This is a genomic window from Geminocystis herdmanii PCC 6308, from assembly GCF_000332235.1.
Taxonomy (GTDB): domain Bacteria; phylum Cyanobacteriota; class Cyanobacteriia; order Cyanobacteriales; family Cyanobacteriaceae; genus Geminocystis; species Geminocystis herdmanii.
Window position 1 is genome coordinate 3,394,132 of sequence record NZ_CM001775.1, and the last position, 14,033, is coordinate 3,408,164.

A 14,033-nucleotide genomic window follows, 5' to 3' on the forward strand; every position below is an offset into this window, starting at 1 on the left:
AACAAACAAATGAATAGAGAATCTTTAATTCGTTTTATTAAACAAAATTTATCCACTATTAAAAGTTATGGTGTTCATTCTATAGCAATTTTTGGTTCATTTGCAAGAGATGAGTCCACAATTAATAGTGATGTCGATTTATTGGTAGAATTTGAAGATAAAGTTACTTTCGATCGATATGTAGGAGAGCATATTATTTATGTTAAGCAATTAATTGCGGATGGTCACGAAGCAAAAACTGGTTATTGGGCTGAATTAGGGGGCGGAATGCTGATTTTTAAGGCAAATTCCCGGGATGAGGCAGATTCGATCGTGCTTAATGATCCCCTTGTGAAAAATGGTTGTGTAGAATATGAATTGCATCAATGGAATATTGTCGCAGGGTGAAGTTGCTAAATATTTGTTCATTAAATTATGAATCATAAAGTCTAAACTATAATAGAAAATAGTTAATCATAAAAAGGAGATTTTATGACAAGAACTCAAGAATTGGAACAAATCGCTAAAGATGCTGAATATTATCGAAAAAAAATCGGCGTAAAAAAGAAAGACCCTGAAGAATTAGATAAGTTATTTTCTCAACTCAATGAGACATTAGAGAAAATGGCAAAATCTGCAAATATAACAGTGGATGAGTTAATCGAAATTTTAGACCCTAGTAATCCTTTTCCTTATTAAATTATGTTTTTAGTGGTTGATGCCAATATTTTAATAGGAGAATTATTAAGAAAGAGAGGACAAGAATTAATTAAAAATTCTCGATTAACTTTATATATTTCTGAAAGGGTTTTCAGTGAAGCCAATTATGAATTAAATAAAAGAATAAACTTAATGATTCAACAAAATAAAATATCTTATCCTGACGGAATAAAAAGACTTTATGATGCAAGAAATATCATTGATAAAGTTATTAATATTGTGTCGTTAAATGACTATCAGCACTTAGAAAACAAAGCTAAAAACCTAATTCCAAGAGATCCAAATGATTGGGAAACGGTAGCTATTTCTTTGTTACTTGGTATAGATATTTGGACAAAAGACTGTGATTTTATCGGGTGTGGACGTGCTACTTGGACAACGGAAACTTTAATTTATATTTTAAATATTTAAGTGTGCATATTGCAATACAAGATTTACCCAGTATTCGTTAATTCGATCGAACGATCGAAGCAGTAAAAATCAGCGTAAAATCTAATCAGATCAAAGATTTTAATAAATTAGTGCCAGAAAAATTAGGTTAACAAAAGTTAAAAAAAGCTAAAGGATAAGAAAAGGTTTACAATTAATAGATTATAAGAAAATTAAATATAACATTTTAGGTTCTAAATTTACAATCTCACTTTTAAATGAATAGTTTTAATAACTCTATTTCAAAAAACACCTTTTCTTTAACTACTCCTCTATATTACGTTAACGGTCTTCCTCATATCGGTAGTGCTTACACTACCATGATTGCTGATGTCATTGCTCGTTGGCATAGGCTTTGCGGTGATGATGTGCTATTGGTTACGGGTACTGATGAACATGGGCAAAAAATTCAACGTACCGCCGAAGAATCGGGAGTTGATCCTCAATTACACTGCGATCGAATTTCTGAGAGTTTCGCTCAATTATGGGAAAAACTTAATATTCAGTACGATCGATTTAGTCGCACCACAGCAAAAAATCATGAAGCCATTGTTAAAGATTTTTTTCAAAGGGTGTGGGAAGAAAATGATATATATTTGGATCAACAACAAGGTTGGTATTGTGTCGCCTGTGAGGAATTTAAGGAAAAAAGAGAACTGTTAGAAGATGGTTGTTGCCCCATTCATAGCAATTTAAAAGCCGAATGGCGAGATGAACAAAACTACTTCTTTCGTCTTTCACGCTATCAACAACAGTTAGAAGAATTTTATCAATGTCATCCAGATTTTATTCAGCCGGAAACCAGACGGAATGAGGTTTTAAACTTCGTCAAACAAGGATTGCAAGATTTTTCTATCTCTAGGATTAACGTTTCTTGGGGTTTTCCTATTCCCAATGATCCTCATCATACTATTTATGTTTGGTTTGATGCTCTTTTAGGTTATATTACCGCCCTTTTAGATGAAGATGAGGAGGCTTCGATGGAAAATGCCCTCAAAAAATGGTATCCCTTTGATTTACACCTTATCGGTAAAGATATTTTGCGTTTTCATGCCGTTTATTGGCCCGCAATGCTGATGTCCGCTAAACTTCCGTTACCAAAACAAGTATTTGGTCATGGATTTTTAACCAAAGATGGACAAAAAATGGGTAAGAGTTTAGGTAATACCCTTGACCCCATTGGTTTACTAGATCAATACGGTTCTGATGCCGTACGTTACTATTTTCTCAAAGAAATTGAATTTGGTAAAGACGGTGACTTCAACGAAATCCGTTTTGTGAATATTCTCAATGCAGATTTAGCAAATGACCTTGGGAATTTACTTAATCGTAGCTTAGGAATGTTGAATAAATATTGTGGTGGTATTTTACCTTCCATAACAGGGAATGATATTAGTAACAATAATATTCCGAAGCAAATGGGAGAGACTTTAAAATCAAATCTTTTTCAAGGTTATAAACTTTATCAATTTAATTTAGTGTGTGAATCTACCTTAAATTTAGTGCGTAGTTGTAATAAATTTATTGATGAAAGTGCGCCTTGGACTTTATACAAAAAAGGTGAACAAAAAGAAGTGGAAAAAATCCTTTATACCGTATTAGAATCTGTACGATTTTCTGCTTTTGTTTTAGCTCCAATTATTCCTAATATTAGTAATAAAATTTATCATCAATTAGGCTTTAATTTTGATTTTAACGATCGAGATTTAGGCGGAAAGATTGAGATCGATCGAGGTCATTTTGACTGGGGTATTTTACCCTTAAATCAAGATTTACCCAAACCTTCTCCAGTTTTTGCCAAGCTAGAATTACCTACCCAAGAAAACTAATATCCTAATCTAAATTGTATTGTGATATTTATTATATAAGAATTTCCTATGAGCTTTATGGCATTAACTTATAGGTTTCTTTATAAATATTTAATGATCATAAATAATTGAGATTTGCTATATTAAGTTTATATAAAACTAAATTTAATAATTGTTACGTTTTGATTTTTTAAAGTTTATTTTAATCTCTTTTTTACAACAATTTTTTAATATATTTTACTCAAAAATAAGGATAAAACAATGTGGGATAATTTTGATAGTGATCCCGTTTTTCCTCCCGAACAAGTCTTAGAAAATAGAGGACGAGTTGCCATTTTTATTGATGGTTCAAACCTATTTTATGCTGCCTTACAGTTAGGAGTGGAAATCGATTACACTAAACTTTTATATCGTTTAACTGCTGGTGCAAAATTACTCAGGGCGTTCTTTTATACGGGAGTCGATCGAACTAACGAAAAACAACAAGGTTTCTTACTCTGGATGCGAAGGAACGGTTATCGAGTCATCTCTAAAGATTTAGTACAATTACCCGACGGCTCAAAAAAAGCTAATTTAGACGTAGAAATTGCCGTGGACTTAATGGCTTTAGTCGGCTCATATGATACAGCCGTGTTGGTAAGCGGTGATGGTGATTTAGCCTATGCTGTGGATGCCGTCAGTTATCGGGGCGCTCGTATCGAAGTTGTCAGTTTACGATCGATGACCAGTGATAGTTTAATTAATGTAGCCGATCGATATATTGACTTAGATCAAATTCGAGAAGATATACAAAAAACCCGTAAATCAAATTTAACCTACGATGGTTTTTCCCCCTATCACCTCATCGAAACTCGTGATCCCCCAGATTTCTAAAATAATTAGGGATTTTTAAGTTTGCGTTTTAAATATTCATTAAAGTTACAAAAAAATCAAAAGCTAAATTCGATCGAGTTCAAATCTTGTTACCTTGCGAGTTATGAGTCTAAACCATTATCCCAACGTGTAATGAATTATACGTCTAATAGATACCGTTCAATAAATTGAACTCAATTTCTACAGAAAATATCACGGTTTTTAATAATAATTGATTTGCTAATCTGAAAAAATAATTAGATTTATTATCAATTATAGTTTTGAGTTAAATCAAATTTGGAGAATGAAAAAAACTGCTTTTTCAAGGGGGCAAGGTTCGATCGAATTTCAATACTGCTCGGTTAAGCCCCCCTGCCCCCAACTTTGGGGGAGTCAAACTTGGTGAAAGTCCCCAGTATTGGGGATTTAGGGGCTGACAAAATAACTTGAGCGACTAACCGAACAGTATTCGATCGAATTTTACAATTCAAATAGTATTCTTATATATTTTTAATGGTTAAACAAAGATGAATAATCAACTATTATTTAAAATGCTCGAAGGGGAAAATATTGATAATAAATATTACCTCAAAAGGTTGTTAGGTTCGGGAGGTTTTGGTGGTGTCTATTTAGCGGATGAAGTAGTAAGAGATAGATTTATTCGAGAATTAGCAGTTAAACTAATTATCACCGATAACCCCGATAAACAGTTAGATGAATTGATTTTTTCCACCACTTTAAAACAGCAGAATTTACTCGATTGTTATACCTGCGGAGAATGTACATTAAATAATTTTGAATTTCTCTATTTATTAATGGAAAAAGCAGATTATAGTTTAGAAGATGAGTTGAAAAAAGGTAAATTACCAGAAGAAAAAGTTAAACAATTAGTATTAGATATAGCCAAAGGATTAGATTATTTACACCGTCAAAATCCTGTAATTGTTCATCGAGATTTGAAACCGGGGAATATTTTAAAAGTAGGGGATAAATGGAAAATCTCAGACTTTGGTTTAGTGAGAAGTGTCCAAAATAATTCTACAAAAACCACCACATTGATGGGATCAATGGGTTACGCACCACCAGAAGCCTACGAGGGAAAAATCTCCTCAGCTTGGGATATGTGGTCATTTGGGGTGGTTATTTATGAGACATTAACGGGGGAATTACCTTTTAATAGTGAGACTCCTTTAGCGTTAATGAAGGAAGTGGTAAATAAGGAAGTTAATGTCAGTCAAATTCCTGAGTTTTGGCAAAATATTATTGAAGGTTGTTTAAGTAAAGAAAATAAAAAACGTTTTACCATTACTAATTTACTGGAAAAATTAGAGAATAAGATTAATATAAATACTGGGCAAAAAGAGAAAATATTTACCCTCCTAGAAATTAATGAAAATATTGTTGATTCATCTTTAGAAGATGCTAAATTTTATTTTAATAGAGCTAAAAAGTATAAAGAATTAAAACAGTATGATAAAGCAATTATTGATTATACTAAAGCCATTGAATTAGACCCTAATTATATCAGCGCTTATTATAATCGTGGTGATGCTTACGAAGAGTTAAACCAGTATGAAAAAGCTATTATTGATTATACTAAAGCCTTTGAATTAGTTCCTGATTATACCAAAGCTCGTAAATTATTAGACATTTATACCAAAATTATTGAATTAAATCCTAATGATGCCACTGCTTATAATAATCGTGGTGATGCTTACGAAAAATTTAAACTGTCTGAAAAAGCTATTATTGATTATACCAAAGCCATTGAATTAGACCCTAATAATGCCAATGCTTATAATAATCGTGGTGATGCTTACAAAAAATTAGAACAGTATGAAGAAGCTATTATTGATTATACCAAAGCCATTGAATTAGACCCTAATTATACCTATGCTTATAATAATCGTGGTTTAACTTACTATTATTTAAACCAGTACGAAAAAGCTATTATTGATTGTACCAAAGCCATTGAATTAGCCCCTAATTATGGATATTATTATGAGAAAAGGGCTAAAATTTACGAGAAATTAGAACAGTATGAAAAAGCTATTATGGACTATACAAAAGCCATTGAATTATACCCTACTAATAAATATTATTATGGGGATAGGGCTAAAATTTACGAGAAATTAGAACAGTATGAAAAAGCTATTATTGACTATACTAGAGCTATTAAATTAGACCCTAATTATACAACGGCTATTGATAATAGAAATGCTTTAGAAGCCAAAATGAAAAAATAAAAAAATGGTTCTTTTTCTAAAATATAAAGAAAAATTATTTTGCTCAATGAACTATTGTAAAGAACATCATATAAACGATCGAACTTGACTATATTTAACAGTTATTTTTAAGAAAACAAGGGCAACTTTTGAGATAAATTTATTAATATTAAGCAACCTATCTGCTTTTTTACTGACGGTTAAGGTTATTATGGATCATTGATTTTTAGCGTGTGAGAGTGTCAATGGTTCAATATCTGGTATTTTTAACAATATCCGCAAGTCTTTATGCTTTATTTGCATTAGGCTTAAATTTACAGTGGGGATTCACGGGTTTAATTAATTTTGGTCATGTAGCATTTATGACGATCGGAGCTTACGTTACAGTACTTCTGTCGGAAAAAGGTGTACCCCTATTTTTAGCGGTGATTATTGGTGCGGTGGGCGCTTCTGTTTTAGGTTTGTTAATTGGACTTAGTTCCTTGAAGTTACGGGAAGATTACTTGGCGATCGTGACCATTGGGGTATCAGAATTAATACGTTTGATCGTACAAAATGAACAATGGTTAACAAAAGGAACATTTGGAATACAAAGTTATCCTTTACCCTTTGGTAAATTTCAGCCCAATTTTTTCGGTAAAATGTCGATGATTTTGTTATTAACCTTATTAACCGCTTTTGTGCTGTGGCAATTATGGCAAAATATTCGTCAGCAATTAGGGTTAACTCGTCAGATTCAAGGCAAAAGTTTTCAGCCCTCTAGTCGTCTCAGTGTTACTATTTGGGGTGGTATCGCCTTTGTTTTTATTCTTTTAGTCTATATTAACGGTTCGATCGCACTCTATAATTACAGTTATAAGGCAGGATTAATGTTATTAATGTTGATGATTTTAGCCTTAACTTATTATGGTTTAGATTTATTAGTACATTCCCCTTGGGGTAGAGTGTTAAAAGCCATTCGAGAAGACGAAGAAATCCCCAAAGCCTTGGGTAAAAATGTTTTTTGGTATAAATTACAATCCTTTATGCTCGGAGGTGCGATCGCAGGAGTGGCAGGAGCGTTTTATAGTTGGCAATTAACCACGATTTACCCCTCCAGTTTTGAGCCTTTATTAACCTTTAACGCTTGGATTATAGTAGTATTAGGCGGTTCGGGAAATAATGCCGGAGTAATATTAGGAGCGATCATTTTTTGGGGTTACGACTCCTTAACCCGTTTTATTTTCAGCAATTCCGACATTATCAGCGATTCTCAAGTAGGTGCATTAAGAGTCATGGTAATTGGCTTAATCTTAATGGTATTAATGGTTTGGCGCCCTCAAGGAATTTTAGGCAAAAAACAAGAATTATCCCTCGGAAGGTAAAGAAGAATTAAGAATTAAGAATTAAGAATTAAGTAATGGAGATTGTAGGGTGGGCATTGCCCACCATGTTAAGCTATGTTTACTCAAAAGAAAAACACTTTAATCAATAACCCACCGTGTAATGAATTACATGGCTAACATTTTCCGTTCAATAAATTGAACTCAAATTATAACAATTAATAATAGGTGATAATATTAACTCCTAATTATTAATTATTAATTATTAATTATTAATTATTTTATGAATATACCTAATTCCATTACATTAAGTCGAATTTTTCTCGTTATTCCCCTAATATACCTGTTATATCAACCATCGATCGAATTTCAATGGTTAGCTTTTGGTATCTTTATCATTGCCTCCTTAACGGATTGGTTAGACGGTTATTTAGCCCGAAAATTAAATCAAATTACCGAATTAGGGAAATTTTTAGACCCTTTAACGGATAAAATTTTGGTTATAACTCCTTTACTTATCCTCATCGAAAGACAAGTTATTCCTGCTTGGGGAGTATTAATTATTCTTGTCAGGGAAATTGCGATCGCAGGTTGGCGAGTGAATCCTCAATTAAGCAAAAAAGAGGGTATCTCTGGCGCAAATATTTGGGGAAAACTAAAAACTGTCGTGCAAATTGTAGCGATCGCTTTATTAATTATTCCTTTAGTGGGTATGTGGCAAACTGTAGGAATAATTTGTTTTTGGGTATCGGTGGTATTAACGATTATTTCTGGTTTAATTTATATTATTGAGTCCACATGATTAAAGTGTAAAGACTTTATAAATTAATTAAACTGACTTGATCTATCTGTTCAGATAAAGCTCGATCGAACTCCCAACTTCCTTCAAAACTGATCGAACTTCCCACTTACTAAAAATCGATCGCACCACCAACTCTCCTAAGATCGATCGTACTCAAAATATAACTTGATCTTTATTTTCTTTGCTAATTTTAATTAAAAATCTTAGAGCTTCATTAACAAATTCTTAGATTAATTGATTGAGCATTTATTTATAAAAACTATGTTAATAAAATATTAAATTTTTTATTGTCTTGCCAACGATAAATATTGAAGTCTCTAAAATCTGTAGTTAAAATTCGATTTTCCTTAATTTCTTCTGCTAAAACCACCAAAGAAGCATCTGCTAAATCCATTGGTAAATCAGAGTATTTTTTCATTAACTCAATCATTCTCGTTAAATTATCATTACTTAAATGAAAAATATCGATGCTACCTTTATTTAACTGATTTAAAAACTTAAATTGAACTTCTTTATTGCATCTTTCTAATAATAAATAACTGGTTTCTACTATTACTGGATAGGTAATAACTAATTTTTCTTTAAGAGTAACAAGTTTTTGTTTTGCTACCTCATAAAATTGATCCTTATTATTTCCTAAAGCTATAAAAAAACCAGTGTCAGCAATAATCATAATTAACCTTTCTTCGAGATAATATCTTGAGCAATTTGCTCTGATTTTTCGGCTAAATCTGGTTCATCAGCAAAACAACCAATAAAGTCACTATTCCTTAATTCTGCTAATGGATCATCCTCTACATAACCATTTTTTTCTTCTTTCTTATTCTCAATTGTTGTTATGATTATTTGCGCGATCGTCTCTTGCTCTGATTCCGACAATTCTGATAATTTACTAATTGCTTTTTCTAGTTGTTTAATCACGGTTAAATCTCCTTTGTTCAAACCTTGCATTTTTACTCATTCTATTAATACTCCATCACTAATAATACTCCATCACTAACATACTCAGATTCTTCTAAAATCCTTAATTCATTCTCTGAAAAATGCTTCAAAAGAGTCATAAATTCCTCATTGATACGATCGTTTATTTGCAGGGTAATTGTTTTCATCTCACTCAATATTATTCCATTATTCCTCAAATCATCATTATATCTCAATAGGAAGGGAAGGTTTCGTATTTTCAATCAATGAAAGATCGATCGAACTCCCAACTTCCTTCAAAACTGATCGATTTTAGAGGATATATGAACAAGCTATAATCAAATTATTTGATTTATTAAGGGGGTTAAATTGATTGTCGTTTGATAAGTTGATTTCACCGAATAATTTTGACATTCCTTTAGCTAAAGTACAATATCTTTTTAGTCGTGGCAATGGTAAAGGTGGCGATAAACAAAAATTTTGGCGAGAAATCATGGGTTTTATTTCTCCAGAAGGGATTAAGGAAGCTATTTTAAAGGAAGTAAATGTGGATTTATTAGAACCTCAAAATCAAAATGAATTTGGACAATTATATCGGGCTTATATTGACATTACTGGTAAATCTGGTATAACCAGAAGAATTAGAACCGTTTGGATTGTTTTATTTAATGATAATGTTGCTAAATTGGTGATAGCATTCCCTGATAGATTAGGAGGTTGATAATGACTCAATTTCAATTATTTGATAATGTTAAATTAACTGAAAATATAACCTTAAGTGATGGAGGAATTGCACCTCAAGAAACTATAGGAACAATTGTTGAAGTTTTTAATAATGGTGAGGCTTATTTAGTTGAATTATTTGGTGGTTGGGTTAAATATGATGCTAATAGTAATTTTATCACAGCAAATAAAGATGAAAAAGATGCTTTTATGCAAACTTTAGGAGTAGAAACAGTTTATGAGCATCAAATCATAACTTAACTATTTTCCCAATTTTTTAAAAGTTTTATATTGAATATATCTTGATGAATAGCGTTGTATAATTTTTCGTCAGCAGAAACAAATCTACAATTTTCTGTTATATAAAACTTACTCATAGTTACCTATGACGTTTACTTCTTGCTTCTACCAGTCAAGTCGGCTTGATACTGTCCACAAGCGTTGATTCGGGTGTAACCCACCCTACTTTTATTATTCTAATTAATTGATTAATCTTGAATAATAACTAATTTTTATTTAATTTAATCTTTAAATTAAATAGTTTTAACAGTCTTGGTTATCGACTTCATTAAAAGCTAACATATTTTAAAAAAATGTCAACCTTTATCCCGTGAGTAGGTATAAACAACTATAATAAACTATTAGTTAACAGTTAAAAGCTCTTAAACTTAAAACAACATAAAGACTATCATAAACACTTCTTTGATATTTGACAGCAAAATCATAAGCATCTCGGAGCAAGTCATCAGCAGAAATTATGTTTATTTGTATCTTTTGAAATAAATCAATAATATTTTGAGCATATTCCTGATTTAAACCTTGAAATCGCTGTATTTTCCAGACAATGTTTCCAATTTCGGCATAAATCAAATCTGGTGCTATTAAAATTAATTGATTAGCTTCGTAAGCAGAAAGTATTTTATTCGCTTCAAAAGAATAATTTTGCGGAATAAACCATTTAATGGCGACACTACTATCAATTACAATTTTGTTCTTGTTCATCTTATTCTATCTTCTTGTAATAGATCAATAGAATCAGGAAATTCCCCATATTTTGCGTTAATTTTTTGTCTCAAATTATCTATTTGTTTAACAATCTCTGTTTTTCCTAAATCATCTTGTTTTTTCAATTTCGTATTATTAAGTTTTCGATCAATAATTTCATTGATTAAATATTCTAAATCTTTGAAACTCATTGTGGCAACAGATTGATTTCTCATTTTTCCTCCATAAATAATTGATTTATTTTAATTATAAGGTGTTTAGTTTTATTGATCGTACCTCACACTCTCAGAAAAATAATCACACTCAAACTTCTCTAAATCTAAAAAGTGATTATAATTCAATCCTTAAATTCGTGCATCATTCATACACAATTTCTTCATCATCATAGTTTCTTAAAGCAATTTATTTGTTTTCACAATATCTTAAATAGAATCTCTCAAAAATTTTTAGAAAATGTTAGTTAAAAGGTACAATAAATAACGATCTTCATGAAAGGAATTTTTGACGAGAGTGAAAGTTTTAGTTGTTGGTAGCGGTGGCAGAGAACACGCTTTAGCTTGGAAATTGTTACAGTCGGATACTGTGGAAAAAGTTTTTTGTACTCCGGGTAATGGTGGTACTGCTGTATTAAAAAACTGTGAAAATGTGGCGATCGCAGTAGATGATTTTGAGGGGATTCTAAACTTAATTCAAGCAAATTCGATCGAACTGGTGGTAGTTGGACCCGAATTACCGTTATCGTTAGGTATCACCGATTATTTACAAACCCATAATATCAAAGTTTTTGGACCTAATCAAGAGGGTGCAACCATTGAAGCGAGTAAGTCATGGGCGAAAGATTTAATGATTGAAGGGGGTATCCCTACGGCAAAATCTGCAACCTTCACCGATAAAGAAGAAGCAAAAAGCTATATTCGTCAAGAAGGCGCACCGATTGTAGTTAAAGCTGATGGTTTGGCGGCAGGAAAAGGGGTTGTGGTGGCAATGAGCGAAGAAGAAGCCCTAGAGGCAGTGGAGGAACTTTTTGCCCAAAACTTCAATAAACTGGTCATAGAGGAGTTTTTAACGGGGCAGGAAGTATCAATTTTAGCGCTGACAGATGGCTTAACTGTACGCCCTTTGTTACCAGCTCAAGATCACAAACAAATCGGAGAAGGTGACACGGGGGCAAATACTGGCGGTATGGGGGTTTACGCTCCAACTCCTATTGTGGATTCTATTTTGCTCGATCGAATTACTAAAGAAGTTTTAGAACCAACTTTAAAAACTTTACAAAAACGAGGTATCGATTATCGGGGGGTGTTGTATGCAGGATTGATGATTACTCCCGAAGGTGAACCTAAAACCTTGGAGTTTAATTGTCGTTTTGGCGATCCCGAAACTCAAGCGGTATTACCCATGTTAAAAACCTCTTTAGGGGATATATTATTAGCCTGTGCGCAACAAAAACTTGCAGATTTACCACCTTTTGAATGGCAGGGCGGTAGTGCTGTTTGTGTGGTGATGGCGGCGGGAGGTTATCCTGCTAGTTATGAAAAAGGCAAGATGATTACTGGTATTACTGAAGCTGAAAAAGATGGTGCGACTGTCTTTCATGCAGGTACGAAGCTACAAGGTGATGATATTGTCACCGATGGTGGTAGGGTTTTGGGGGTAACTTGTATCGCTGAAAATTTCCAAAGTGCGATCGAAGCTACTTATTGCGCCGTTAAGAAAATTCATTTTGAAGATATGTACTATCGTAGAGATATAGGACATCGAATTTTAAAATAGTTGATTTTTTAGTCAACTTAAAACGGAAAAGAAAATAGACGTAAATAGTCTGAATATCTATCTACGTCTCACTTTTAATATTCATTTTTGCTTAAATTGCTGATTAACTTAAAGTACTATTGCTACGATCGTAATTACGAGCAAAACTAGATAAGGGAGCAGATTTTAAATTTTCATAATATTCTGTATTATTAACATCCATACCGATTTCTTCCGCAACTCTGCCTAACATAGACTGTTGACGATTTCTGATCATTTTATCGTGACGCATCATTAATGCACGGGCTTTTTGAGTAGTGTTCATAATTTTTTCTTGGTTGATTGCTTACATTCACTATAATAATAAAATTCTGTATAAATTGCTACAAAATAAGGGAAAAGTTAATAAACCTTAACATTATTTTTGCCAAATTCTTATGGTATCGTCAATCCATTTCCTCGGTAAAAATATCAGATGCGATCGCACCGCCTCACTTCACGATAGCATTCGCACAATTCATTTAGGCTTACTATATTTCTTCATGGGGAGAATCAAATTTGTGGTTATTTTTATTTTCTCTCTATTTTCTCTTTTTTCTGATTTCCTTTTCATTCAGTCTAAAGTATAGATTTAATCTTTGTTGGTAGATAAGCACTAATAGGGATACAAAGAGGAGTATTGGTAATTGGATCTAAGATAATATGAGAATCCAAATTAAATACCTCCTTGATAATTTCTGGAGTCATCACAGCATCTGGTTTTCCTTGGGCATAGATGTAACCTTCTTTCATGGCAACTAAATAATCTGCATAACGGGAGGCTAGATTCAACTCATGTAAAACAATTACGATCGTACGATCGAGTTTATGATTTAATTCTTTTAAGAGGTCTAATACTTCAATTTGATGAGCTAAATCTAAAAATGTGGTAGGTTCATCTAAGAGTAATATTTCTGTATTTTGTGCTAAAGTCATGGCTATCCACGCCCGTTGTCTTTGCCCTCCTGAAAGGGTATCTAATTCTCGGTGAGCAAAATCTTGAATACCAGTCATTGCAAGGGCTTCATTAACTTGAGCTTCATCTTCTAAAGTCCATTGTTGCCACCATTTTTGATGGGGATAACGCCCTTGAATAACTAAGTCTTTGACGGTTAAGCCTTCGGGGGCGGTAGGATTTTGGGGTAACATACCTAAACTTTGGGCGACGATGGCACTTTTTTGTTGATGAATGGCTTTACCATCAAGATAAACTGCCCCTTGTCGGGGTTTAAGGATACGCCCGATACCCTTAAGGAGAGTGGATTTTCCGCAACCATTCCCACCGATAAGAATAGTTATTTTTCCTTGAGGAATATCTAAATTGAGATTATTGATAATATTTATATTTTGATAACCTAGAGTTAGTTGTCGAGCGGATATTTGTTTCATTTGCGTTTTCAAAAATATTTAGCAACTATTAAAATTAAGAATTAAAAATTAAGAAAGATAATACTAA

The 14,033-nt window shown here is 32.5% G+C and carries 18 protein-coding genes; 11 read left to right on the plus strand and 7 right to left on the minus strand.

Annotated elements, in window-relative coordinates; all coding sequences use genetic code 11:
* Positions 1 to 9 precede the first annotated feature (9 nt).
* From SYN6308_RS17025 to pgsA, 8 genes are all read left to right on the plus strand, one after another.
* Complete coding sequence (locus SYN6308_RS17025; RefSeq protein ID WP_017295654.1) at positions 10 to 387, plus strand: nucleotidyltransferase domain-containing protein; 378 nt, start codon at positions 10 to 12, stop codon at positions 385 to 387.
* 84 nt (positions 388 to 471) lie between these two features.
* Positions 472 to 678: a hypothetical protein gene (locus SYN6308_RS17030; RefSeq protein ID WP_017295655.1), complete on the plus strand. Its 207-nt coding sequence runs from the start codon at positions 472 to 474 to the stop codon at positions 676 to 678.
* 3 nt (positions 679 to 681) lie between these two features.
* Complete coding sequence (locus SYN6308_RS17035) at positions 682 to 1,110, plus strand: PIN domain-containing protein (RefSeq protein ID WP_017295656.1); 429 nt, start codon at positions 682 to 684, stop codon at positions 1,108 to 1,110.
* Positions 1,111 to 1,346: 236 nt separating this feature from the next.
* Positions 1,347 to 2,957: a methionine--tRNA ligase gene (metG, locus tag SYN6308_RS17040; RefSeq protein WP_017295657.1), complete on the plus strand. Its 1,611-nt coding sequence runs from the start codon at positions 1,347 to 1,349 to the stop codon at positions 2,955 to 2,957.
* A 240-nt stretch (positions 2,958 to 3,197) separates the two neighbouring features.
* A complete protein-coding gene (locus SYN6308_RS17045; RefSeq protein ID WP_017295658.1) occupies positions 3,198 to 3,809 on the plus strand; it encodes a LabA-like NYN domain-containing protein in 612 nt (203 codons plus the stop codon).
* Between the two features lie 506 nt (positions 3,810 to 4,315).
* A complete protein-coding gene (locus tag SYN6308_RS23545; RefSeq protein WP_017295660.1) occupies positions 4,316 to 6,034 on the plus strand; it encodes a serine/threonine-protein kinase in 1,719 nt (572 codons plus the stop codon).
* Between the two features lie 224 nt (positions 6,035 to 6,258).
* Positions 6,259 to 7,377 (plus strand): branched-chain amino acid ABC transporter permease, encoded by a 1,119-nt coding sequence (locus SYN6308_RS17060; RefSeq protein ID WP_017295661.1) that lies wholly within the window; start codon positions 6,259 to 6,261, stop codon positions 7,375 to 7,377.
* 241 nt (positions 7,378 to 7,618) lie between these two features.
* Positions 7,619 to 8,137 carry a CDP-diacylglycerol--glycerol-3-phosphate 3-phosphatidyltransferase gene (gene pgsA / locus SYN6308_RS17065; protein ID WP_017295662.1) on the plus strand — a complete coding sequence of 173 codons (519 nt, stop codon included), beginning with the start codon at positions 7,619 to 7,621 and terminating at the stop codon, positions 8,135 to 8,137.
* A 259-nt stretch (positions 8,138 to 8,396) separates the two neighbouring features.
* On the opposite strand, the gene SYN6308_RS17075 is transcribed toward pgsA, so the two are convergent.
* From SYN6308_RS17075 to SYN6308_RS25190, 3 genes are read right to left on the minus strand one after another with little or no spacing between them, the layout of a single operon-like run.
* The gene (locus SYN6308_RS17075) at positions 8,397 to 8,810 is read right to left on the minus strand and encodes a type II toxin-antitoxin system VapC family toxin (RefSeq protein WP_017295664.1); all 414 of its coding nucleotides are present in this window, start codon (positions 8,808 to 8,810) and stop codon (positions 8,397 to 8,399) included.
* A gap of 2 nt (positions 8,811 to 8,812) precedes the next feature.
* A complete protein-coding gene (locus SYN6308_RS17080) occupies positions 8,813 to 9,088 on the minus strand; it encodes a hypothetical protein (protein WP_017295665.1) in 276 nt (91 codons plus the stop codon).
* 14 nt (positions 9,089 to 9,102) lie between these two features.
* Positions 9,103 to 9,246: a hypothetical protein gene (locus SYN6308_RS25190; RefSeq protein ID WP_017295666.1), complete on the minus strand. Its 144-nt coding sequence runs from the start codon at positions 9,244 to 9,246 to the stop codon at positions 9,103 to 9,105.
* Between the two features lie 185 nt (positions 9,247 to 9,431).
* Here SYN6308_RS25190 and SYN6308_RS17090 point away from each other — a divergent pair, with 185 nt between their 5' ends.
* Entirely contained in the window at positions 9,432 to 9,779 is a 348-nt protein-coding gene (locus tag SYN6308_RS17090) for a DUF6883 domain-containing protein (protein ID WP_237741229.1), read from the plus strand.
* A 2-nt stretch (positions 9,780 to 9,781) separates the two neighbouring features.
* Entirely contained in the window at positions 9,782 to 10,042 is a 261-nt protein-coding gene (locus SYN6308_RS17095; protein WP_017295668.1) for a hypothetical protein, read from the plus strand.
* Positions 10,043 to 10,426: 384 nt separating this feature from the next.
* Here SYN6308_RS17095 and SYN6308_RS17105 read toward each other — a convergent pair whose 3' ends face one another.
* Positions 10,427 to 10,783 (minus strand): type II toxin-antitoxin system VapC family toxin, encoded by a 357-nt coding sequence (locus SYN6308_RS17105; RefSeq protein WP_017295670.1) that lies wholly within the window; start codon positions 10,781 to 10,783, stop codon positions 10,427 to 10,429.
* The gene (locus SYN6308_RS17110) at positions 10,780 to 11,001 is read right to left on the minus strand and encodes a hypothetical protein (protein ID WP_017295671.1); all 222 of its coding nucleotides are present in this window, start codon (positions 10,999 to 11,001) and stop codon (positions 10,780 to 10,782) included. The genes SYN6308_RS17105 and SYN6308_RS17110 overlap by 4 nt, the downstream gene beginning before the upstream one ends.
* Before the next feature lie 295 nt (positions 11,002 to 11,296).
* Between SYN6308_RS17110 and purD the strand changes: the two genes are divergently transcribed.
* On the plus strand, positions 11,297 to 12,559 hold the full coding sequence (gene purD / locus SYN6308_RS17115; RefSeq protein WP_017295672.1) for a phosphoribosylamine--glycine ligase: 1,263 nt from the start codon (positions 11,297 to 11,299) through the stop codon (positions 12,557 to 12,559).
* A gap of 103 nt (positions 12,560 to 12,662) precedes the next feature.
* Here the strand turns inward: purD and SYN6308_RS17120 are convergent, their stop codons facing one another.
* Positions 12,663 to 12,863, minus strand: coding sequence for a hypothetical protein (locus SYN6308_RS17120; RefSeq protein WP_017295673.1), 201 nt, complete (start codon positions 12,861 to 12,863; stop codon positions 12,663 to 12,665).
* Positions 12,864 to 13,156: 293 nt separating this feature from the next.
* Complete coding sequence (locus tag SYN6308_RS17125; protein ID WP_017295674.1) at positions 13,157 to 13,966, minus strand: ABC transporter ATP-binding protein; 810 nt, start codon at positions 13,964 to 13,966, stop codon at positions 13,157 to 13,159.
* Positions 13,967 to 14,033: the final 67 nt, after the last annotated feature.